Here is a 26024-nt window from a genome sequence, read left to right on the forward strand (position 1 = left end):
TACACCCACCTAGCTTACTGATTTAAATATTTTTTTTAGAACAACCTTAGTACCTTCACCCTTAGTAGATATAACTTCCATACTGTCCATAAATGTTTCCATTACTGTAAATCCCATGCCTGAACGTTCTAAATCTGGTCTCGAAGTATATAAAGGTTGTACTGCAAGATCTATGTCATCAATTCCCTTACCTTTATCTGATATAAATATTGTAAGTTCATTTTTTTCAATATAAGATTCAATGGTAATTAAACCTTCTGTATCACCATAACCATGTATAATAGAGTTTGTTACTGCTTCTGATACAGCTGTTTTTACATCAGATAATTCTTCAATGGTAGGGTCTAGCTGAGATACAAAAGCTGCAACAGTAACCCTTGCAAAACTTTCATTATGTGATTTACTCAAGAATTCTAACTTCATCATATTCTTATACATCTTTCTCCCCCCATTACATATGCTTTAATGCATCTTCAAGTGTTCCATAATTTTTGATTATTTTATACATGCCTGATAGTTCAAACACCTTGTTTACAGGATTATTTACTCTAATTACGGCAATATCACCGTTTTTCATATTTAGTTTTTTATATCTTCCAATTACAACACCTATACCTGAACTATCCATGAATGTTATACCATTAAAATCCATTATAAGTTTAGCAATACTGTCTCTATCTAATCTATCATCAATCTTGTTCCTAACTTCTTCTGCACTGTGATGATCCAATTCCCCACGCATATGTACCACTAATTTATCTTCTAAATTCTCGAACTCTAAATACATATTTATCCTCCTTAAGAAATACTTCATTACAATTATAACACTTTATTCCAATTAATGCCACACTTTTATTTACTAAATTTGTTAACATATATTTATTTTATCCAAGTACTTATAATTTTTTCTTCTTCTAGTGTTATATCATAATATTTAATAAGTTCTTCATAGCTATAACTATGTATCTCTTTCTTAGGAATTAAAAGCTTCATCACAGTATTGGGGTAATATTCATAGAGTTCGCCCCCTAATTTCTTAGCAAAACTTTTAAAATAAAATTCATATATAGGTGAATTTAATAGGTTTACTAAAAAACTATATGAATACTCATCGTCATTAATTAATCTTAATGCATAAACATCTGCGCTAAAAAAGCTACCTTCATCTATGGAAAATCTGTTATTCTTAGACTTATAAGGAAACACTATCTTTTTCTCTTGAAAAACCTCCTTATTTCTTCCCCATTGAAGTTCATACCATTTCCTATATCCTTTCAAACATTCTCTTCTTCTTTCTAGTATATTTTTATACTTACCTATATGTCTTATAGTGTTTAAGTATGTCTCTTCACTAATTATGTTATTGCTATATATCAAATATTTATTTGGTAAATTGATAAACCCTTTATTTATATCGCTACTTTTAATCCAAGGCTTTATAATATCCCTTTCTAAATTATTCTTATTAATATAATCCTCATCTACTACAAATGCTTTATCACAACCTGTTATTATTCCTTGATAACTCTTTGCTATACCTTCTAAAACTTCAGTTCCCTTACTTATGATTTTATCCAAAATCTTTTGTTCATCATATGATACTATGGTCCAAGGAGATAGATTTAATTTTTTTTGTTCAATAAAGAATTTCTTACAATACTTTTCCTCTTCTCTTAAAATATTAAGTATATCCTCTTTATTAACTTCTTTTGCCTTTATAACTTGTATTTTCCCTTGTTCACTTCTTTTATTTAAAAATATAATTGCTGGGTCTACTCCTACATTTTTGAAAGGTCTCATACCATAATAATCTACTATTTTATATAAATTACTATTATCTTTTAAATATTTTCTAAATCCCTCTGCACTGGCAGCTTCTATAAAATACCTAGAAATAATAACTCCTAATTTACCATCTTCTTTTAAGTTTTCTATTTCTTCTTTTATAAAACAATAACTTAAATCTGCCTTACTATTATATATATCACTAAACTTCTCTTTTACCTTCTGAAAATAGTCTCTTCCTACATTTTTATGCCCTACATAAGGAGGATTTCCAATGAATACATCATATTTTCTCTCTTTTATCTCTATTAAAAAATCTTTTTCCATAAAGTTAGTACTGATTATTCCACTATTTAAAAATAATTCTATAATTAATATTTTTAATGCTATGGTATCCACATCATATCCATATATATTATTTTTTAATATATGTACTCGTACATTACTATCATTTAAATTTAAATTATGCTTCTTATTTATATACTCTAAATTATTTATATATATATTGTACAAGTACTTAAAAGTAGGTATTAATATATTTCCAGTACCACAGCTTGGATCACATATCTTTAAAAAAGGATTTTCTATAACTGACTTTTCTTTTATAGTATTTTTAATAATATATATAGCTATATATTCAGGAGTATATACTACCCCCTTATTCTTCTTTTCTTGCAAAATTTCATTGTACATTTCACCTAAATTTTTATATCTACCTTTTAAAATCCCTTTATATGTCCTATTGAAAGTAGAAAAGTTGTTCTTTCCTTCTATTAATATTGATGAATAAAAATCATTTATTACTTTTTTAAAATCATCATATGTAGTATCATTCATTACTATTTACCATCCATCATCTTTATTTAAACATAATAATTATATCATAATAACTTAATTACATAATTATATAAAAATAACTTACTACTTAAATATTTTATATTAAGTGTAAGTTATTTTTATAAATATCATTTGAATTTAAATTCTACTACATTCTTTCTTCAACTATTTTAATTATTTCAGCTTTCTTAGATAAAGTTGATTGTTCTATTTTAGTACACTTTTGTAAAATCTCTCTTTTAAACTCTTTATTATTTATTCCATTAAGGTTTATTTTTATGTTGATAATTGAAGTCTCTAGTGCAGCATGTAACATAATTACAGCAGCACCAGCATCAGAAATTACACCCTTACTCCCATACTTTGAAGCAGTTAAAATATAGTCATATAAAATTTCACTTTTTTCTAAAGTCTCTAATGGAATTTGTAATGCTTCTTTATATCCTTGTTCCAGCTTATTTGCTCTCATTTTCTTTTGTTCTTCTGTTTCTTTTGGTAGTTTAAAAATCTCAATAAATCTACTGAAAATTTGAGCATCTTTATTCATTAAATCCATAAATTCATCTTTTAATTTTAAACTTTTATCATAATGTTCATCTATAATTTTCTTTTCTTCCATACTTAATTCATTGTAAGCCTTTTTTCCAACTGTTAGGCTAAAAACCATACTATTTAATGCACTTCCAAGTGCGGCACATAATCCTGCTACACTTCCACCACCTGGAATCGGTTCACTAGAACTCAATTGATCTACATATCCTCTTACAGTTTTATTCTCCAGCACATTTAACGCCCCCTTTTCTTTTCATTTTATTTATATATAATATAACATATGGAAGAATTTTTTTATATTAAAATTTGTATGATTAGTACGCTAATTTTAGTATTATAGATATAATATATGAATATAGTTTTTATTATATGAAAATGCATATAATAACCTCTTATATGAGATATTATATGCATTTTTTATGTTTATATAGGTTTATAATTTAATATACTAATTATATAATTGTAACTACTATAGTACTTATAAAAAGACTAAGTTGTATTTTTTACTTTCATTATCTACATACAACATCTGTTTACAAACATATTATTACTTATTTATACTATTGTGCAAATTATTTATTATCTTATCCCAGTTATAGTTGTATAAACAGTATTTATATGATCTATTGCAAGTAATTTCAATATCGTTCTTGTAGATATATTCTTCAAAACTATTTTTCAATATCTCTTCATTATTATTAGATACTATAGTTCCACCACCATTTAATACAATCTCATTAGCTATGCCTACATCTGTTGAAATTATAGCATTTCCTAATGCTGCAGCTTCTATGAATGATATACCAAAGCTCTCAAACTCAGAGGTAAGTGTAAAGATTTTAGATTTTTTGTATAAGGTAAAAAGTTCTCTTCTGTCTCTTATTTCCCCCTTAAATATAACTATATCTTTTAATTTAGGATTATTTTCGTAGAATGTACTTATATATTCTTTAAAGTCTTCTTCAATTGGACCTACCAAATATAATTTCCATCCAGAATTCTCTATAGCTCTTATTTTTGAAAAAGCATTTAGTAGTAATGGAGTGTTTTTTTCTTCTGCCCCTATTCTTGCAACATTTAAGATAATATTTTCTTTAGATTCGTAATCATACCTTATATTATTTTCTTCTAAAAAACTAAAATCTACTCCATTAGGTATATTTATTATTTTATCCTTTTGCTTTGGTAAAAGTTCTTTTAACTCTGAGTATAATTTTTTTTGTTCAACACTTATAAGGTCAACTTTGTTTAAATAATAATTAATTATCCACATTCTAAATTTGCCTAAAGATTTAAGTTTATCAATTAACTTATGACTACAATCTAATTTTAAATAAGTCTTACCATCCTTATTTAAAAGTTTATATACTATAGCATAGCACATAGAGTAAAAAGTAATATGAAAGATTTGAAGTGTTTCTATTTCTCTGCTATGTTTCAATAGATATAAAACACCATCAATAGCATAATTTCCAGTAGTCTTCTTTATAAAATCAATTTTTAATCCCTTTACCTCATCCTCTAAATATGAATATTCTTCTTCATTTTTATAACAAGCTATCTTAGCATCATAGTCATATAATTTATGTAGCTTATAAGGAATCATCCCCATTTCCTTCACCAAATTTACGTTCCATGTATTTGGATATAATACGCAATATTTCATATTAACAGTCACCTCAATTACTTTTCTTATTTACTATACTCTTAAGTTCTTTTATAGAAATATATTTAAATAATAGTATTGAACTAAAATATATAATTATTGATAATAATATTTTTATTAAGACATGAAAAGGTGAAAGTATTTTAATGCCTACTGCCATTATTGCAACTGGTAGTATAATTTTATACAAACTATTTATATAACTAATTTTAACTATTTTACATGCTTCTTTTCTCATTAAAAATAAATTAAATAATTCAGATATTACTGTAGTAACCGCTGCAGCATTAATACCAAACCTAGGTATTAAAATAAAATTTAACACTAGATTAATAATAGACGATATAGATACCACTTTTAAATAAAACTTTTCCTTCCCCCATGCGTTTAAACTATATGCGTAAGTTTCACGTAAAAACAATATAAATATATAAACAGATAGTATATTAAAAGAAGTTGCCGAAGCTACATATTCCTCTTTAAATAAAAATACCATTATCTCTTTTGAAAGCATGATAGAACCTACTAAAATAGGTGTTGCTATCATTACTATTATTTTACCTAGATAAGATAATAATATCTCTAACTTATGCATATCCCTATTATTATAGTAACTTATTAAGTTGGGAAAAATCGGTATGAATATTATACTTATTAAATTAATTAGAAAGAATATAATTTTATAACCTGTAGAATAAATAGCCAGCTCTTGATTGCCTATTAAAAAACCTATTATAATGGAATCCACATTACAGTTTATCATAGATAACATTCCAGATAAAAAGAAAGGAAAAGCTTCTCTTAGGTAATACATGATTTTTTCTGAATCAAAGCTTATTTTAAATTTAAAATTCTTCTTTTTATAAATAATTAGGTGATATATACTGGCTAAAAAAACTCCCAAAAATGTACATATAGGTATAATAAAAATATTATTATTTTCTCTTAAAAATAGTATTAAAAGTATAAAAGGAGTAAAACTTTTAATACTATTGTAAACTGCATTATGTTGCATTTCAGATATTCCTGAATAAACCCAATCAAGATTAAAGGCTGTTGGAAATAATGTAAGTCCATAAAGAATTACTATGTATGTAAATGAACTCCCTTTATTAGATCCAATAGAGATAACTATCAATAGTAAAAATGAAACACATGCTATGATAAGCCTAATCATTATTATATGTTGTACATAATCCTCTATGTTATCCTTATGTTTTGCTATTTCCCTTGTTCCATATGTCTGAAGACCATATAAGGTCATCATAGTAAAGTATACCAAAATTGATTGTGCTAAATTAATTAAACCAACAGAGTCTTGATTTAAAATCTTAGTGTAATACATAATAAAAAGAAAAGCAAAAAGTTGTGCAAAAATATTAGCAAATCCTAGAGAAAGGACATTTTTAATTATCTTACTTATTTTTCACACCCTCTTCCACCTTTCTTATAAAAGCATACCTTTATTATAAACTTTGGTATTACAAATAGCCTCTTTATCCTAAAAGGTTCTTTAAAAGTTCTATAAAGCCATTCAAGACCCATATTAATCATAAATTCAGGTGCCCTACTTGTATTACCTGATAAAACATCAAAACTTCCTCCAACCCCCATAAATACCTTACACGGTAGCTCATTTATATTTCTCCATATAAATGTTTCTTGTCTTGGACAACCCATAGCAACAAATAAAGCATACGGTTTTTTATTTTTTATATCTTCTATAATTTCCTCACAGTTGTCCATAGAGAAATATCCATCATGATGTCCTAAGATATTTAAATGTTCATATTTTTCTTTTAAATTATAAATACACTTTTCAATAATTTCTTTTTTAGCACCAACTAAGTATATACCCTTATTTTCTTTATAGGCTTTTTCTATAATTAGATCCATTACTTCAATTCCTGCAATCTTTTCTTTTACAGGCTGATTAACTAATTTAGACGATATTACCGTACCTATTCCATCTGGTATTATAAGAGCAGTTTTATCTGTAAAACATTCTTTTAGGATATCATTATATAGCCCTGAATATAATATTTCTGGATTTCCAGATATTATATTTACCTTGTCCCTTTTTTCGATTTCATCTAGAAGCTCTTTCTTCCCTTGGTTAAATATATTATAAAAAAGTATTTTACTAAACATTTTCATCCACCTTCATTTTATATTAAAAGAGAACAATGTTTAAACAATGTTCTCTTACATTTATATTTAATTAGTAAGCCCCTTCTTTTTTTACAACTGAAACTACTGTTTTTATTAATAGATTAAAATCATAAAATACTGAAAAGTTTTTTATATAAGTTAGATCATAAAATACAGTCTTCCCTAGTTCTATTTCCCCTCTTCCACTTACTTGAGCAAGTCCAGTTATCCCTGGCAAAACCAGAAGTCTTTGTGCATATTCATCCGGATAGTACTTAACTACATCTGGAATTTCCGGCCTAGGTCCTACAAGACTCATATCTCCTTTTAAAACATTAAATAATTGAGGAAGTTCATCTAAACTTGTCTTTCTTAAGAATGAACCAACCCTGGTTACTCTATTATCTGACTTACTTTGGAATACAAAGTTACTAAGGTCTGATGGATCGATATCTAATTCAGATTTCTTCTCCGCATTAACTATCATAGTTCTAAATTTATATATCGTAAACCTCTTTCCATTTTTTCCAACTCTCACTTGCTTGAAAACAGCTCCACCTTTTGAATCTAACTTTATAGATATAAATAATATTATGTAAATCGGTAATAAAACTATAATTCCAAATAAAGATAATAATATATCAAAAAACCTTTTAATCAGAAATTGAAACTTTTTATTTTTTATGTCTTTCTCAATATCTATTTTGGGTAAATTCTTTTCCATAGTTCCTCCTAGATGTAATATAAAAAATTTAAAATATCATTTATAATATAGCAAAAAACTTATATTATTACAACATGGGTGTAAAAAACATCCTATATCGCAAAAATATGCTATTGTAATATAGGATGTTTTTTTAACCTTAATTTACATGTTGAGCTTTTGATTGTCTATATTATATTGATATGAATTAGCTATCGCAATTATAATCCAAAAGAATCCTATAACTTTAGGAGCTGAAAAGAAATTATCTATAAAATTCATTATCATAAATGCAACTAATGAGCTTATAAATCCTTTATAAAAGTATTTATAATGTTTTTCTTCCACTGTATTATAAAATTTTATAATATTATTCAAATTAAAAATTAAATATAATAATAATGAGCATAATCCTATTATACCAAGCTCTACCTGGGATTTTATATATATATTATGAGGATGAAATTTACTAGAGGCACTATAGCCTAAGTACTTTACTTTACTCACATATTGTTTATAATAAGCTCTATAATTCCCTGCACCTACTCCCAAAAAAGGATGATCTTTTATCATTAAAAAGGCTATTTCCCATAAAGTTATTCTAGATAGGTTTTGAGATATATTACCTATATCTTTTACTCTATTTCGTACTTTAGGTAGTAAAAGAGTTAATGGCACTATAGTACCAAGTCCCCAAAGCAATTTTATATTATAAGTAAATATAAAAACTAAGCAACCTATAAACAATCCAATAAAAGCATTCCTAGAAAATGATAATATAATATTGAATACTGTTAGGAATGATATACTAGTATATAAAATCTTTTTAATATTATTGTTCTCTTTTATAGCAAGCATTATGTATGGGAAAAGAAGAAGTACACATAGTGCCCCTAGATTATTAGAATTTTCTATGGTGGATACTATTCTTAAAAATGAATTTGAGCCACTCCCCTGAACTATGCCCATTCCCTTAAAATATTCAATAATCCCTACTACATCTATTATTAGGATAGTTCCAGTTATAACATTCAAGATCCTGTCTAAAGTACTTTTCTTATATATCTCATATTTTATAATAAAGAATAAAATTATATATGTTGAGAATCTTACACTTTCACCTAAAGCTAATTTCCTATCTGCAGAATATGTAATAGAAATAAACATCATGGAAATCCACACAACTAAACAAATAGAAAATTTATCTTTAAAAGAGTTCTGGATTCCACTTATAAATCTTCCCCTAGATTCCTTATTAAATATTAGATTTATTATATAAAATATAATTATAACTATAATTATACTATCCCCATTAAAAGGAATCCTCTTTCCTATCATAAATTTACTTGGTGTTATAGGTAAGACTATAATATACGTATAAATTAAGTAAACTAATAAAGACTCTAATAAACTCATTCTTTTATCTCCTAATGAAGAAAATACCTTATTTAAGTTATAATAATATTTTCTCTAATTTTCTTGCTATATTTTCTCTTGAGTAATGTTCTATGTATGATCTTATCTAAATTTTCATTAAAGTCCTCTGTTTATTATAGACAGAATTTTCTCTGCTGCATTTCCATCACCAAAAATTTCTTTTTGCTCTTTAGTTGGTATAAAATGCATAATAGCATCCAATATCTTATCTTTGTCTGTTCCAACAATTATATTCCATCCATTTTGAACAGTTTCAACCCACTCAGTTTCATCTCTCATTGTTACACAAGGTTTATGCATGAAGAATGCCTCTTTTTGAACACCACCACTATCAGTAACAATCTTTTGTGAATGCATCTCTAAAGTTATCATATCTAAATATCCTACTGGATCTATTATTTTTATATTTTCATTAAAATTCAAACCATAGTCCATCATATACTTCTTAGTTCTTGGATGTAAGGGGAGGATGACTCTTTTATCACTTTCATTTAGTGCTTCGATAATATTCTTTAATCTATTGATATCATTTGTATTTTCTGCCCTATGAATAGTAGTTAAAATATACTCATTCTCTTTAATTCCAATCTTATCTAGTATAAATTCTTTTTCACATGCTAACCTTTTAAAATGAAGCACAGCATCAAACATTACATCGCCTACATTATAAACGCCTTCATTAACTCCTTCATTAGAAAGGTTGCCTTCAGCTGTTTCTGTTGGAACAAATAAAAATTTAGATATATGATCTGTTAATATTCTATTTTGTTCTTCTGGCATTGACATATTAAAACTTCTAAGACCAGCCTCTACATGAGCTACTGGAATTAAAAGCTTGCTTGCACATAATGCACCAGCCAAAGTTGAATTTGTATCGCCATAAACTAAAACTAAATCTGGTTTTTCTTTTAAATAAATTTTTTCAAGTTCTATTAACATTTTACCAGTTTGTTCGCCATGCCCACCAGAACCAACTGACAGATTATAATCTGGTTTAGGTATCTTTAGTTCTTCGAAAAAAATCTTTGACATATTTTCATCATAATGCTGTCCAGTATGTATTAATATTTCTTCATGTTCTTTTCTTATGACATTTGAAACTGCTGCTGCCTTAATAAATTGAGGACGCGCACCAACCACTGTTATAATCTTCATAAATGCATCTCCCTTTAATAATTTATTAATTCTTTATATATCTTATCAATACTATTAAAATTATCTTGTATATTGTAATTCTCTTCAACAAATTTTCTTCCTGCTTCCCCCATAGTTTTTCTTAGCTCGCTATCATTAACCAATTTCTCTAAGGCTTCTTTGAGTTCTTGAATATTCCCTTTCTCTACAAGTAAACTACTAATATTAGGTGAAGTAGCTTCAGGAAGTCCTCCTACATTAGACACAATAACTGGAATACCGCAGGCCTGTGCCTCTACAGCTGCTACACCAAAACTTTCTAAAGTAGATGGGAAAACTGCTATATCAAAATCATTAAACTTCTTAACAACATCATTCCTATTTAAAAATCCTAAGAATTTAACTTTATCTTCTATATTTAATTCCTTAGATAATGAAACCAAAAATTCCTTTTGGCTTCCTACACCGCCTATTTCTAATCTTAAATTCTGATTTGTAAAAGTCATTTCTGAAAAAGCTCTTATTAGATATTCTATACCATAATGGGCCTCTAAAGACTTTATCGTTCCAATCACTATTTCTTTTTTTACTTCATCTCTTTTACTTGTATCTTGTTTGAAAAAATTAATATCGACTCCAAAAGGTGTTACATAAACTTTTTTATTTGTATATAAAGCAGTTTCTTTAGCCATAACACTACTAGTTGAAAGTATTTTATCTGCTTTACTTAAATTATACTTTAATAGTATCTTATTTAAAAAATTCTTCTTAGGAAAATCAAACACATCGCTTCCCCATACAGATAATACAAAAGGATGTTTTCCAGAAAGTGCACCTAAAAATCCATAACTAGAAGCATAATGAGCATGAATTATATCGGGATTTATTTTACTTATTATCTTTCTTATCTCTTTTATAAAAGAAATATATTTTAATTTCTTAATACCAGTTTTATTCTTAATTAATTTCATATCCATATCAAAACTATGCACCGTAGCATTATTAATTTCACCATAGTTCAAAGATATAACATGAATCTCATAGCCCCTCTCACTAAAAAATTCACACATTTTTTTAGTATGTATGCTATTAGCATCCGACAAGTAACATACCTTCATCCTTTTCCTCCTAATAATGTATTACTTTATGCAATTTTATATCTGTTATAGCTTATTTAATTTAAAAAATATATAGGTGAACATATAAAAATCCAATAAATCTTTTTGTAAAATTATTAGAATCATCTTTTATTTTATCATTTAAAAAAACTATTTATAAAGCTCACCATTAAGATTTAAGAAAGATCTTCTATTATAACTTTGCATCTCTCTTCCCATGTATTTAAAGGAATTATATTTTTTATATTCTGAGACTTTTCTTTTAATTTCTTATTTCTAAGCACATCAAGTAATAAATCAAATAGAGCTTCTTCGCTATATTCTATATTCCAGCCTATATCATATTTTTCAACAAACTCTCCTGTTGCTGTCCCTTTTGTAGCAATCATTGGTTTTCCATATCCTATATACTCAAATAATTTAATAGGCATTGCAAATTTTCTATATTCGCTTGGTTGAAAAAATAAGCTTAAAACATCCGCTTGTAAGTAATATCTTTCAATATCATCTCCAGATCCATGAACAATATTTATATTTTTATGTAAATACTTTTCGTAAATATATCTATTATCTGCCCATTCCTTTTCCCTACAACAAACCGTAAGCTTTATACCTTCAATATCATTTACTACTTTAAACAGTTTTTCTAGGTTGTAAAGCCCTGTTATAGCACCTACATAAAAGATATTTAACTCTTCATGTGTATTAGTTGAATTTTCAACTATCTTATTTATTCCTGGTGGCAGCATTTTAACTTTTGTTTTTATATCTATTGGGATATACTCTTTCATTTTTATAGAAGGTAAATATAGCATATCTACCAATTTATTATATTTTATTAAATCATATTTATAAAAAATTTTAGCAATATTACTTTTTAAAAAACCAACACTCTTAGAATATTCATCAAAAGCCCAATATATATCTCTATAAAAAAGACCTATTTTTATATTTCTAGCCTTACAAAACTTCCAAAATGAAAAATCTAAAGTTAAATATTTAGGTATATGATTTTTTTCAGTTAATAATGTAGGTTCAGTAGAACTTTCAGTATATAAGAATTCATATTTAATCCCAGAATTAATTTTATCTTTTATATCCAGAATCTTCTTTTTTCTTTCTTCTCCATATCCACTTATTACCTCTACATCATATCCTATGTTTTTAAAAGCCTCTATAAGCTTAATTGGTCTTATATTTGTTCCAGATGGCCAATCTAAATTTATATAATAAGGTACGTGAAATATACATCTTTTACATTCCAAATTAATCAGTCCTTTAATCTAACTATTCTATTTTTATTTACTATTGAACTTCTCTAGATTATCTATAATGTTTCTACAATACTGTTTTTTAGCTAAAAGCTTTGATGATATTAGTATAAAAATAAGCAATCCTAATGAGCTTATAATACTAAAGCTATATATATAATCAACAAATCCACTCTGTGAAGATGATACCAAACTAAAAGTTAAAAATATATACATAATTATATTTATAGGCGTTTTTTGTCTTTTTATAAAGAATATAAAAATTAATTCAAATAATACCCCTACATACAAAGTTCCCAATATAACTCCATACATGCCAAAATTAGCGTATGCTTCTCCTACAAATAATGTATTCATAACTCCAGCAGTTCCAGCTACTACCTTTTCAGGACTATAAAATTTCATAACCGCTCTTCCTGATCTAATATGCCTAGCTCCTGGATAAAAAATTTTTAATATTGTAGGTGAAAAGCTTCTTCCACTTAAATATGGTATATACATAGGAAATAAATCAACGTGTAAAAATAAAGTTGCTATTTGAGTAAATATAACTCTTCCTAAAGGACCATTGTATATATCTATAAATTTATCACTAACATATCCAAACTTAATATAAATTATTATAAGAGCAAAAGCACTAAGAATTGTAAATATAATCAAGCTCTTTCTTTTTATTCTCCCCTTAATAACTATATTAATTAAAAGAAATATAAACATATAAGTTATTACTGGTGATTTAGCGTAATTATAAGTTTTTATGCATAATGAAAATATAAATAATACATAAAACAATATACACCAACTTCTACTTCTAGTACATTTATAATATATATAAGAAAAATATGAAAGTAATGGAGTAAATCCTAATACTAATATATTTCTAATGTATGGATTTATAAAGTTAGCATTAGATATATAGATTCTTTGTACTCCAGTATTGGAAAGCTTTCTATTAAAAATTAAATCTAATAAAGGTATTCTTCCCATCTTTAAAAACATTAGGGAAGAGAAAAATATACAAATAAAACTTATTACAAGAGTTATTAAAAATATATAATTTTCATTTTCTAAATTCACTTCAGACTTTAAATACGTATTATACTGTTTTCTTACATCTACCTTTAATATTTTTGATATTATTACCATTGATAATGGCAAGGCTATTGCTACAAAACAGATAATATAATAAGTCTTATCTATGGTACTATGACTTGTAATTTTTCTTATTAAATAATGATCCGTAAGTCCTAAATAAACTAGGCTGGCACCCAAAAAATCATGCATAATAAATAAATAAAATAAATATGATATAATATTTAACTTTTGTAAATTAAGAGTTCCACTAGCTTTATAAAACAGATATAAACTTAAAAAAAGTGTACTTATTACTAACATAAATTTCAAATTCATCACCCAATCATTTAAAAATTTCTTCGTTTAATAACTTTGCCTTTGTATATACATCAGCATTTTTAATTTGATTTTTAAACTTTTTTATATATTTTATATCTGCTTTCTCCTCTAAATAAATTTCCTCAATTTTCTTATTATTAGTTAAGGGTTCTAAATTTGTTATATGATTTCTTCTTATATCAGCACATTTTAAATTTGAAAAGTTTTTAAAAACATTTATATCCTTAATAAAATTTGAGGCTATATTGAGGTCCTCCACTTGTTCTAAGTTCGATAACACAGCTATATCTTTTATTCTATTTTCACTTATGTTTAACTTTATGATTGATTTCATTTCCCTTAAAGAATCTATATTCTCTAAGGCATTTCCTTTAGCATAAAGTTCAGTTAAACTTTTCATCTTCTCCATTCCATCAAGTGAACGTATATTATTATCATTTATATTTAATACACTAAGATTCTCTAAAGTATATATATCCGATATATCCGATAGTATATTTTTGGATATATCTAAATCCTTTAGATTTTTTAAATTTGTAATTGGTTTTAAACTCTCAATATGATTACTTCCAATTTTTAAAATAATTAAGGAATTTAAATTCTTTATATCTTCAGCACTTATTAGATTATTATTATAAATATATAACTCTCTTAATTGTTTACACTCCTTTAATGGACCTATATCATATAAGTTATTATTGTTTAAATATAGTTCATCTAATTTTTTTAATTGCCTTATTGGTGAAATATCTAAAATTTTATTTTTTTGCAAATCTAGCATATTTAAATTTGATAAGTTTTCTATTCCATCTAAATCCTTAATCTCTCTTTTAGATGCATCTAATCTCTGCATATTCATAATGTCTTTTCTATATATTTTACCAATAGGCTTTTTTATTGTTTCTCTTACTGCTTTTTCTAAATTTATATCTTTAAACACAATTTCTTTATTATCTAAAACTATATCATTATTGTTTTCACCTTTTATTTTAGAAATACTTATTACAGCAAATCCTATACCTAAAACAATCAAAAAAGAAATGCAGAAAATCATTCTTTTGTTGAAAATTAGTTTTTTTATTTTATTGAAAGCTTCTTTCATAACTACCTCCAAATCTTAAGATTGAATCTCTATCATATATAATATTAATTTAAATTCTAAATTAATATATTTATTTTTTATTAGTCAACTATCTTAAACAAGTTCTTTTTCTTTTGATACACATTTTTCCTCTATATTTTGTAAAACTTCTAAACCAGATGTAACTAATGCATCTTTACAAGAAACATAATCAAGAGTATCTTCATAGACATTTTTCCATAAATTCCATACACTATTTAATTGATCAAAAGAGGAATTATGCCATAGTATATTAAAGACTCCCTTATGCTTTTCGATTATTTTTATATATTCCTTTATTTCAGCAATCCCTTCTTCTACACTCAAATTACTATAGTTACTACCTGCTAATGTGCCATCCATAATAATTAAGGGGATTTCCCATATGCTTAAAACCTCATTGTTAACTATATCATATGGTTTAAATGGAAAACAATATCCACATCTAAAACCTTGTCTATCAGCATACCCTAATGTAGCATCATACTTTAATCCTACTTGTTCATGCTGATTCCATGTATTAGGTGTAGAAAATCTTAAATAATGCTGTCTACATCCATATTCTTTTGAACTAATTATATTATCTAACCTTTGTTTTTCTTCTTTCATAAGTGAAATGTCATTATAACTATTAAAACTTGCATGGTATCCTGCTTCAAATCCATTTTCCTCAACAACCTTAATTAAGCCTTTAATTCTAGGATCATTTATATTGTAATAGTTATCTAGTTTAGAAGTTCCTCCACTCATAAAGTAAAAACTAGATTTAAATCCTTTTTGTTTTTCCAGATTTAATATATCTTCTATATTCCAATATGGATCATTTTTGTAATTTAACTTACTTTGAATATATAATATAAAATTCTTTATGCATTTATATAAAGATCTTTCCTTTATTAAATATCTCATGGAATTTCTTATTTCACTTTTAAAATTCAAATATTTAAAAACTTTATCAACATCATGTGTTAAACAAACAGCAAATTTTTGTTCTCCCCACCATTCTTTTCTTTCATAACCTAAATTAAAATTATTGATAAGTTCCCATAAAAAATCTATATCCTCATTTACTATAGGCCTATTTAAAAAATTATTTTTAAATGCTACTGATTCTAGTGCTGAAAATCTATTATGTGTTTCATTTTCTACTACCTTATTATTTATAACTTCTTCATACCTTGTAAGCATAAAAAATATATCCGAAATAAAATCAAAATTTGTGTTATAAATAGTATTTTCATTATCTTGTAATATATTTAGATAAAGCTCTTTTTCATCACAGAATAATGAAATTATTTCATTATTTTTATATAAATCAACTTTCTTTACATCTATATTATTAATACTACTGTCATTCATATAATAATCATCGTTAAATAATCTCAAACTATCTTTTAAGTCAATGTGATTTTTAAATAAGTTATAAAACTCACCTTTAGTATTATCAAATGTATATGTTATTAATATATCTTCTTCATTAACATTTACTTCATCATCATTTATATACTCATATTTTAATCCTAAATTAAAAAATATAATATCAAAAACATATCTTATATTCTTTAAATACCTCTTATTTTGTATATATATATATATCATACTCTTCTCCTGAATAAAGTCCTAACTGTATTTTTTGTTTTATATTGAAATTTTGTTATCTTTTTTGACAAAAATACTCTATGTTTAATATTAAACTCAACTTTCATTTAATATTTTAATTTCTTAAAATCATACTTCCATACTCACCATTATTTACATTTATTCTCTTCGAAATATAGATCATATTATTATAAGGATGTTTGATGTTTAACGCAATATCTTATGCTTGTCCAATATTCATTTATAAAACTTATTTGAAAAGATTTTGCAATACATACTTTCCTTTATAATTTCTATAAATATGTTATAAACATTTTAAGTAAAATGTTTATAACAATAATATAAGGTATTTGGGTTACAAATACCTTATATTAAATTATCAACTTGTACTCCATTCCAAAATGATTAATTTCTATTCCTGATTTCTAAGTAATTGGTCCTCTGGAACGCTTTTAAAGTATTTAGCAGGATTCCCAGCTACTATAACCTCTTTTTCAACATCTTTAGTAACCACAGCCCCTGCAGCAACTAATCCATCTTCCTTTATAAGCTTACCTGGTAAAATTATCGCCCCTGCTCCGATTCTTCCACCCTTCTTAACTGTTACCCCTTTAAATTTACCAAATCTTTCTTTTGATCTTGCAGCATAATTATCATTTGAAGTTACGACACATGGAGCTATAAAAACATTGTCTTCTACTTCTGAATAAGCTGTCAAATATACATTAGTTTGTATTTTACAATTCGAACCTACAGTACAGAAATTTTCAATAGTAGCGCCTTTTCCTATAATAGTTTTTTCTCCTATTTTTACATCTTCCCTAACTACTGCTAAATCGGCAATTAAGGTTTTAGATCCTATCTCACATCCAACATATATAATTGTTCCCGCTCCAATTAAACATTCATCATGTATTCTGCAAGGGTCAAATACTTTATCATTTTTAAATATACTATTTACAGCTCTCATAGGTTGTTTACCAATTATTGTATTATCATCAATTCTAACGTTAGTTCCTATAATACTTCCTGAATGAATAACAACATTATTTCCTATAATACAATTTTCTCCTATGGTAACATAACCTTCTATAATAGAAAACCTACCCACTTTTACATTTTGCCCTAAAACGGCCTTTTCTGATATATAATTAATATCCATATTATTTCTCCATATATACTATTTTTTTATCTTTTCGACATCTACCATTTCCATAGTAGAGAATTTTTCTAATGGGAACTTTATAGCTTCTCCTGTTAGCCTTGATTTATAAGCAGCTAATATAATAGCCATTCCCTTCTTTCCTTCCTCTCCACTTACAAGTGGTTGTCTATCTTCTTTTATTGCAGCTATCATGTCTTCAAATAGTGGATTATGTCCAAATCCATAAACTGTATCCGGATCTCCATCTTGTGCTAATAAAATAGCTTCTTCTTCCCCATCTTTTTCATCTTCAAATCTCCATGTTTCTATTTTATTTACTGCAAGTCCACCTATACACACAGTTCCTTTTTCTCCAAATATACTTAGAGTTTCTTCCAAATTCTTTGGATATACACAAGCACTACCTTCTATAATACCAATAGCACCATTTTTAAACCTTATAACTATTGCTCCAAAATCTTCTGCTTGAATATCTCTTAAAAATGTATCGCATTGGGCATAAACAGTATCTATTTCTCCACCCATCATCCATTGAAGCAAGTCTATATTATGTATACATTGATTCATTAGGGTTCCACCATCTTGTTTCCATGTACCTCTCCAAGGTGCCTGATTATAGTATCCCATATTTCTGTTCCAAAGTATTCTTGCAGTCCCGTTAACAAGTCTTCCAAATCTATTCCCATCTATAGCTTTTCTTAATTCTTGTATTGGTTTATTAAATCTATTTTGATGACTCACACATAACTTAACTCCATTTTCTTTGGCACATGCAATCATATTATCAGCATCTTCTATGGAAAGGGCCATTGGCTTTTCTACTATAACATGTTTTTTATGGTTCATGCAGTAAATAGCTATTTCTGGATGATATCCACTCTCTGTAGCTATTGCAATTACATCTATATCTTCTTTTTCTAACATTTCTTTATAATCTGTGTATATATTTACTGGGAAATCTGATCCCATTGCTTCTATGTATTGATTTTTCTTTTCAACTGCCTTTTCCTCTACGACATCGCATGTAGCAACTAAGATAGCCTCACTTTTATTGCTAATTAGTGCTTCTACATGTTTATATGATATTCTCCCACATCCGATTATAGCAAATTTTAACATACCATTACATCCTCTCTTCTTAATCTTTACTAACTTATTATATTATAACTCAATAAAAAAATCATAAATTTTAATATCCATCTCACTAATGATACACCTAGTACTACTTTTTAAATAACATTTTGACTTTAGATTTAATATAATATTTAATAGTCGTAATATTATCTGGAAATAGAACTACGCAATCTTTGTTCTTATTTTTAACTTCCTTATATATACTTAATCTTTCCCTATTACTTTTCATCTTATCTTTAAAATAAAATAAGTTGTTTATCCATACAACTTTTTTATAAACATTATCCTTTTTCCAATCTTCCTCTGTATCTAGGTTAAGATATCTCTTAATAAGTGCATTGTCATATTTATCTACAAATATACCATGTTGCATCCAAAATCTAGGATTAAGTTCTAAAACATAATATAAATCATCTGCTTCCTCATAAAAAAATTCTAATTCAAAGGGTCCCTTATATTTCATACTACTTAAAATATCAAAAGTTCTTTCTTTTAAGTTTATCGGATCTTCTATAGTTTCAACTATACATCCTGTAGCTATTTTACCCTCTTCACCTAATGTTTTTTTAGTTACTATAGTAACATTTCTTTTATTATTCTCATAATCAAAAAAACCTGAAACAGAAATATTATTTTCTGGTGGAGACTTTAAAAGCTTTTGGAAGAAATAATCTTCCAAGTTTTCTCCTTTGTTTATTAAATCCTTTTTTAACTTATTAATTTCTTCTCTAGTTTTAACTATATAACCCCTAGGTTTCTTTTCACCATTTTTCCATGAATATTTACATTTAAAAAAGACAGGGAATTCCTCTACTTCTTCTTCATTAATCGTATAGGGTATAGCTAATTCCCCAATGTATTCTAAGAATTTCCCAAACTCATATTTATTATCTAATAATTTTTCTTCTAGGGTTTGGGGATAAAATTTGTAAGTACCTTTATTTACATACTTTTTCAATGATTTTTCCTCTGTAAAAAATATCCAATCCCCTTTTTCAATTTTTTCTTCTCTTCTAACTAATAGCCTATCATTTTCCCCAGTATTTATCAGTTCCTTATCAAGTTTTTCTAAACCTTTTTTAACGGTCCATGCATTAACATAATCTGAGTGTATAAAATATTTCATACTAATATCACCTCATTCTTCTAAAGGAATTTATTCCACTTTTAATCAATTGATTAAACTCATCTCTACTAATGAAAAGTAAATCTAAAACTTTAATGTCAAGTTCTTTTCTAAAATATCTAATATATTGAACTCCATAAACGCAATAAGAAATACTTGAGGCCATCGCTGCACCTATACCTCTGAATTTAGGAATAAACAATACGTTCAATACAGTATTAACAACTAATGATGTTATTGAAAATCTTGTTATAATTTTTACATTTCCACTTGAATAAAAATAAGGAGTTGTAATTTTACCAATAGAAACAAAAGGTATACTCAAAAATAGTATAAAAGTAATCAACTGAGAAGGTATATATTTATCTGAATAAACTATAGGTATTAAGGGTATGCAACACATCCCTATTAAAGTTAAAATTACACATGCTGTAAAACCATATCTTAAAGTTTTTACTATAGTATCTTTTCTTTCTTTTGATTCCAATGGAAGATTATATAACTTTGCAGTTATAGGATTAGCTATAGCTTGTGGAATTACTAAAACTAATTCAGATAACATTACAGCCGTAGTATATAATCCTAATTCTATATTTCCGTTTAAAAATTTAATTAAAAATTGATCTATTTTATAATTTAGGTAGATAGATAAGTTTGCAAGTAATGGATTAATTCCATATCTAATTTCATCTTTAATTATGTTAAATGAAAAATATGGTCTATATTTATACTTTGAGTTAAATAACAATAGCAATACATTTATCCCTACCTCTATAACTTTTATACAAATGTATGTAAAGATAGTTAAATGATTAATCATAGAAATAACAGCAATAGCTGATATGGTTGCAGGTAATACTGTAAAAGTATTCATGGCTTTAATTCTTTCATCACCAATATAGATACTATTAAAAAAGGATCTTAATAAGATAAAAATAGTATACAGTATAAAAGCAATAAACACCCAAATATTATATCCCTTAAAAATAACATCATTTACATATAATGTACCAGATACTATTGTTACTATTCCACATATAAGTATATTATAAGTTAAATTAATGTTATATATAGTTTGTTTTTTGAAACCCTTTCTTGTTTGGAAATAATTAGTAGCATTTATTACACCTAAATGTCCATAACTCGCTATTAAATCTGCTAATAACATAAAAAAAGATAAGTATCCCTTACCCCCAGGTCCTAACTTTCTAGAAATCAAAATACTGACAAAAAACGCCAAGATCATATTAAATATATTCGTAATAAAATTGTTCAATATGTTCTTTTTATAATTACTCATTTAAATACCTCATTTAATATTATTGCAAGGAATACCATTTTAAAATTGATATTCCTTGCTAAAATTATACTTCTGTATACTAAAGCTTATTAATTTTCTCTCTATTATTAACTACATCTTTTGTAGCATTTCTTGTATCATAAAGAATCTTTGCATTCTCTACTACAAACTCATAGTCATAGTCTGTATGATCTGTTGTAATAATTACTAAATCAGCATCTTTAATAACTTCCTTATAATCAACTGATAGATATTCTTTTCCCATATGTTTGAAATTTGGAACATATGGATCGTTAACTATTATATTCGCACCTGCTTTTTCTAAATGCTCTATCACCTTTAAAGCTGGTGACTCTCTCATATCATCAATATCTTTTTTATACGCTACACCTAGTAATAAAACTTTTGCTCCATTTAATGCCTTCTTATCTTCGTTTAAGAACTTCATACAATTTTCTACTACAAACTCTGGCATGAAGTCATTGATTTCTCCCGCTGTTTCGATTAATCTTGTATGATAATCAAACTCTCTTGCTTTATAAGTTAAGTAGAATGGGTCTAATGGTATACAATGCCCTCCAAGTCCTGGACCTGGGTAGAATGGCATAAATCCATAAGGCTTAGTTTTAGCTGCCTCAATAACTTCCCAAATATCTATACCCATTTTTTTGCATAATATAGCCATTTCATTAACTAAACCTATATTTATATGTCTAAATGTATTTTCAAGTATTTTTTCCATTTCAGCAACTGCTGGTGAAGATACTTCAAATACATCACCTTCCAATACACTTTTATATAGTTTAGCTGCTATTTCCGTACACTCTGGAGTACATCCTCCAACTACTTTTGGAGTGTTTTTAGTTTTAAATTGTTTATTACCTGGGTCAACCCTTTCTGGTGAAAATGCTAAGAAGAAATCCACTCCACATTTTAATCCACTACTTTCTAATATAGGTTTTACTATTTCTTCTGTTGTACCAGGATATGTAGTACTTTCTAATACTACAAGCATACCTTTATGTAGATATTTAGCTATATCTTCTGTAGATTTTTTAACATAAGATACATCTGGTTGTTTAAATTTATCTAGCGGAGTAGGTACAGCTATAGCAACTGCATCGACTTCCCCAACGAATGAAAAATCAGTTGTTGCTTTTATCATTCCTTTATTAACCAATTCTTCTAAATCAGAATCTATTATATCTCCAATATAGTTCTTACCTTCATTAACCATGCTAACCTTCTCGTCTTGTACATCAAACCCAATAACCTGAAAACCAGCTTTTGCCTTTTCTACAGCAAGAGGTAGACCTACATATCCAAGTCCAACTACACCTAATTTTGCAGTTTTATTTTCTATTTTTTTTAATAATTGTTCTCTAAGTTCTGACATTATTTAACCTCCTAAAAGTTAAAAAAATATTTTCATTAATACATGTATTTTATCACTAATTAGCAGTAAAATTCTATACCAATTAGTTAACTTTTTAACTTTGTTTATATAAATATTATTATCCTAATTGTTTATTTTTTATAAATTCTTTTTTCTTCTATAAGTTGGAACCTTTTCTTCCATTTTTGAGAATATACTTTCAGGATTCCCACTTTTCACAGTTTGTAATAATTCCTCTATGTTACTTTCAATTTCCTTAATATCAAACTTCCTAGGTTGTTCAACAAAGATTTTTTTATGTTCTGTTGATTCTAAAGCTTTTTCATCCATCAAAAGTTCTTCATACAACTTTTCCCCTGGTCTTAATCCTGTATACTCAATTTTTACATCTACATTAGGTTTAAGTCCAGATAGCTCTATTAAGTCCTTAGCTAATTCGGCTATTTTAACTGGTTTACCCATATCTAAAACAAATATTTCTCCACCTTTTGCCATAGCCCCAGCTTGTATTACCAATTGACTAGCTTCAGGTATAGTCATAAAAAATCTATTAATTTCAGGATGCGTTACTGTAACTGGCCCTCCCTTAGCTATTTGCTTTTTAAATAATGGGATTACAGAACCATTGCTTCCTAGAACATTTCCAAATCGTACTGCAACGTATTCAGTTGAACTAACTGCATCAAAAGCTTGAATAATCATCTCACAGAACCTTTTTGTAGCTCCCATTATATTTGTGGGATTTACAGCCTTATCTGTGCTTATCATAACAAATTTCTTAACATCAAATTCACTACTACATTTAGCTACATTATACGTGCCTACAATATTATTCTTTATAGCTTCTCCAGGATTATTCTCCATTAAAGGTACATGTTTGTGAGCTGCAGCATGAAAGACAACGTTTGGTCTGTGTTCTTTAAATATATTTCTTAGTCTTGCTAGTTCTCTTATAGAAGCTATAATAACTCTCACATCTAAATTAGGATACTCTCTTATAAGCTCCATCTGAAGGTCATAAGCATTATTTTCATATATATCTAGTATTATTAACTCTTTCGGATTAAATTTTATAATTTGTCTACATAATTCAGATCCTATAGACCCTCCACCACCAGTTACTAATACGTTTTTCCCCTCAATATATTCCTTAATATTTTCATTACTTAGCTTTACTTCATCCCTTCCTAACAAGTCTTCTATATTAACATCTCTTATTTGTTTTATGCTAACTTTATCTTCAATAATTTCATATATTCCAGGAATCGTTTTTAGCTTACATTTTGTTTTTTTACATATATTTAGTATCTCAGTTTTTGTTGCAAAATCTGTAGATGGCATAGATACTATGATTTCTTCTATATTATATTTTTTACAAACTTTAATAATATCCTCTCTTCCACCTAAAACTTTTACTCCACCTATATGCCTTCCTTTTTTATCATAGTCATCGTCTATAAACCCTACAAGATTATATTTAAGTTCCCCATGTTTATTGATTTCTTTCATTAACAATGCACCGGCATCACCAGCTCCTATAATTAGTAAGTTTATAAGCGCACATTTTGTATCTTTTATTTTATCTTGTCTTGACATTATTCTACTTAAAAATCTTACTCCGCCTAACAATGCTATACTTAATGACCAAAATATTAAAAGAACTGTAAGCGGAAATCTATAGTATGAACTCTTTAATAACTTATATGTAATTAAATAACTATAAACTATAACTGTAAGGTTTGCTAAAGATACAGAATATGTAGTAGACAATAACTCATCTGTAGATGCATATTTCCATATATTTTTATATAGTTTAAATATCCAGTTAAAAAATATTGTGATTAATATTACTGGAATTATTGAATATAAAAAAAACTGAAAATATTCTTTAGGTATTTTAAAGTCAAATCTTAATGCCAAGGAAATATAAAGTGCAACTACAACTAGGATGGAATCATAAACCACAAATAATCTATCCTTCTTCATTCCTAAATCACGTCCTTGCTAAAGCATTTTTTAAATAGTATAATTTTATCTTCTTATTAATTTTACATCATTTTAGAAATTATTCAACTTTTTTTATTAATTAACTTACTAATTCATCATTTTTTTACATAGAAATAGTTCTTCCATATAAAAATTAATTTACTTACTATATAACTTTTACTAAATAATAAATAAAAATCCCAAAAGGGATTTTTATTTATTATTTAAAACTTTATTGTATAACTCTGAAAAATTGCTATTATTCTTTATAGACTGTAAGTACTTCATAAATCCATCTTGTAGATTTTCATTTTTAAGTGCATACTCAACAGTAGCTTCTAAGAATCCTAACTTATCTCCTACATCATACCTTTTTCCTTCAAAACTATAGGCATACATACTCTCTTTTCCCATTAACTCTTTAAGAGCATCTGTTAATTGGATTTCATTGTTTTTTCCTGGTTCTAAAGTAGATAATATGTCAAATATTTCGGGAGTTATTATATATCTTCCTAATATGGCTACATTAGAAGGTGCTTCCCCGACTGCAGGTTTTTCCACCATATCTTCCACTTTATATACCCTATCTCTAAGCTTATCACCTTTTATTATTCCATATTTAGAAACATCCTTTGGACTAACTTCTTGTACTCCAAGGACACTAGTATTAACTTCTTCATAGCATTCCATAAGCTGCTTTAAACAAGGTTTTTCACTATCTACTACATCGTCACCCAATAACACGGCAAAAGGTTCATTGCCAACAAATATTCTTGCACAATTTATGGCATGGCCTAAGCCTTTAGGTTCTTTTTGCCTTATATAGTGTATATCAACCATGTTAGATATATCTTGGACAACATCAAGCAATTGCTCTTTTCCACTTGCTTTTAATTGTTCTTCTAATTCAAAAGACTTGTCAAAATGATCTTCTATAGACTTTTTATTCCTTCCAGTTATAATAAGTATCTGTTCTATACCTGATGCAACAGCCTCTTCTATTATGTACTGTATAGTAGGTTTATCTACTATAGGAAGCATTTCCTTTGGCTGTGCCTTTGTAGCTGGTAAAAATCTAGTTCCTAATCCTGCTGCAGGTATTACGGCTTTTTTAACTTTCATTATAATTGC

The 26024-nt window shown here is 26.8% G+C and carries 22 protein-coding genes; all 22 read right to left on the reverse strand.

Annotation, left to right across the window (positions count from 1 at the left end):
• Positions 1–9 precede the first annotated feature (9 nt).
• Positions 10–438 (reverse strand): anti-sigma F factor, encoded by a 429-nt coding sequence (spoIIAB, locus tag FGL08_RS09535; RefSeq protein WP_138210567.1) that lies wholly within the window; start codon positions 436–438, stop codon positions 10–12.
• 13 nt (positions 439–451) lie between these two features.
• Positions 452–787, reverse strand: coding sequence for an anti-sigma F factor antagonist (gene spoIIAA / locus FGL08_RS09540; protein ID WP_138210568.1), 336 nt, complete (start codon positions 785–787; stop codon positions 452–454).
• Positions 788–879: 92 nt separating this feature from the next.
• The gene (locus FGL08_RS09545; protein WP_138210569.1) at positions 880–2622 is read right to left on the reverse strand and encodes an Eco57I restriction-modification methylase domain-containing protein; all 1743 of its coding nucleotides are present in this window, start codon (positions 2620–2622) and stop codon (positions 880–882) included.
• Between the two features lie 148 nt (positions 2623–2770).
• Entirely contained in the window at positions 2771–3406 is a 636-nt protein-coding gene (locus FGL08_RS09550; protein WP_138210570.1) for a cyclodeaminase/cyclohydrolase family protein, read from the reverse strand.
• Positions 3407–3721: 315 nt separating this feature from the next.
• Positions 3722–4840, reverse strand: a complete 1119-nt coding sequence (locus FGL08_RS09555) for a glycosyltransferase family 4 protein (protein ID WP_138210571.1) — start codon at positions 4838–4840, stop codon at positions 3722–3724.
• A 13-nt stretch (positions 4841–4853) separates the two neighbouring features.
• Positions 4854–6263, reverse strand: coding sequence for a flippase (locus tag FGL08_RS09560; RefSeq protein ID WP_341472377.1), 1410 nt, complete (start codon positions 6261–6263; stop codon positions 4854–4856).
• The gene (locus FGL08_RS09565) at positions 6260–6991 is read right to left on the reverse strand and encodes a WecB/TagA/CpsF family glycosyltransferase (protein WP_243117972.1); all 732 of its coding nucleotides are present in this window, start codon (positions 6989–6991) and stop codon (positions 6260–6262) included. The genes FGL08_RS09560 and FGL08_RS09565 overlap by 4 nt, the downstream gene beginning before the upstream one ends.
• Positions 6992–7061: 70 nt before the next feature.
• Positions 7062–7715: a sugar transferase gene (locus FGL08_RS09570; protein WP_138210572.1), complete on the reverse strand. Its 654-nt coding sequence runs from the start codon at positions 7713–7715 to the stop codon at positions 7062–7064.
• A 144-nt stretch (positions 7716–7859) separates the two neighbouring features.
• Entirely contained in the window at positions 7860–9110 is a 1251-nt protein-coding gene (locus FGL08_RS09575; RefSeq protein WP_138210573.1) for an O-antigen ligase family protein, read from the reverse strand.
• Between the two features lie 117 nt (positions 9111–9227).
• Positions 9228–10286 (reverse strand): non-hydrolyzing UDP-N-acetylglucosamine 2-epimerase, encoded by a 1059-nt coding sequence (gene wecB, locus FGL08_RS09580; RefSeq protein ID WP_138210574.1) that lies wholly within the window; start codon positions 10284–10286, stop codon positions 9228–9230.
• Between the two features lie 14 nt (positions 10287–10300).
• A complete protein-coding gene (locus FGL08_RS09585; protein ID WP_138210575.1) occupies positions 10301–11383 on the reverse strand; it encodes a glycosyltransferase in 1083 nt (360 codons plus the stop codon).
• Between the two features lie 176 nt (positions 11384–11559).
• Complete coding sequence (locus FGL08_RS09590; protein WP_138210576.1) at positions 11560–12648, reverse strand: glycosyltransferase; 1089 nt, start codon at positions 12646–12648, stop codon at positions 11560–11562.
• A gap of 33 nt (positions 12649–12681) precedes the next feature.
• The gene (locus tag FGL08_RS09595; protein WP_415578616.1) at positions 12682–14064 is read right to left on the reverse strand and encodes an O-antigen polymerase; all 1383 of its coding nucleotides are present in this window, start codon (positions 14062–14064) and stop codon (positions 12682–12684) included.
• Positions 14065–14071: 7 nt separating this feature from the next.
• Positions 14072–15169, reverse strand: a complete 1098-nt coding sequence (locus FGL08_RS09600; RefSeq protein WP_138210578.1) for a leucine-rich repeat domain-containing protein — start codon at positions 15167–15169, stop codon at positions 14072–14074.
• Positions 15170–15262: 93 nt separating this feature from the next.
• On the reverse strand, positions 15263–16786 hold the full coding sequence (locus FGL08_RS09605; protein ID WP_138210579.1) for a polysaccharide deacetylase family protein: 1524 nt from the start codon (positions 16784–16786) through the stop codon (positions 15263–15265).
• 412 nt (positions 16787–17198) lie between these two features.
• Complete coding sequence (locus FGL08_RS09610) at positions 17199–17948, reverse strand: acyltransferase (protein ID WP_138210580.1); 750 nt, start codon at positions 17946–17948, stop codon at positions 17199–17201.
• An 18-nt stretch (positions 17949–17966) separates the two neighbouring features.
• Positions 17967–19070: a Gfo/Idh/MocA family protein gene (locus FGL08_RS09615; protein ID WP_138210581.1), complete on the reverse strand. Its 1104-nt coding sequence runs from the start codon at positions 19068–19070 to the stop codon at positions 17967–17969.
• A 103-nt stretch (positions 19071–19173) separates the two neighbouring features.
• Positions 19174–20211 carry a hypothetical protein gene (locus FGL08_RS09620; RefSeq protein ID WP_138210582.1) on the reverse strand — a complete coding sequence of 346 codons (1038 nt, stop codon included), beginning with the start codon at positions 20209–20211 and terminating at the stop codon, positions 19174–19176.
• Between the two features lie 7 nt (positions 20212–20218).
• Complete coding sequence (locus FGL08_RS09625; protein ID WP_138210583.1) at positions 20219–21511, reverse strand: oligosaccharide flippase family protein; 1293 nt, start codon at positions 21509–21511, stop codon at positions 20219–20221.
• A 79-nt stretch (positions 21512–21590) separates the two neighbouring features.
• On the reverse strand, positions 21591–22907 hold the full coding sequence (locus tag FGL08_RS09630) for a nucleotide sugar dehydrogenase (RefSeq protein WP_138210584.1): 1317 nt from the start codon (positions 22905–22907) through the stop codon (positions 21591–21593).
• Positions 22908–23045: 138 nt separating this feature from the next.
• Positions 23046–24893, reverse strand: coding sequence for a polysaccharide biosynthesis protein (locus tag FGL08_RS09635; protein ID WP_138210585.1), 1848 nt, complete (start codon positions 24891–24893; stop codon positions 23046–23048).
• 213 nt (positions 24894–25106) lie between these two features.
• Positions 25107–26015: a UTP--glucose-1-phosphate uridylyltransferase GalU gene (gene galU, locus FGL08_RS09640; protein WP_138210586.1), complete on the reverse strand. Its 909-nt coding sequence runs from the start codon at positions 26013–26015 to the stop codon at positions 25107–25109.
• Positions 26016–26024 lie beyond the last annotated feature (9 nt).

The sequence above is a fragment of the Hathewaya histolytica genome (genome assembly GCF_901482605.1).
GTDB lineage: Bacteria > Bacillota > Clostridia > Clostridiales > Clostridiaceae > Hathewaya > Hathewaya histolytica.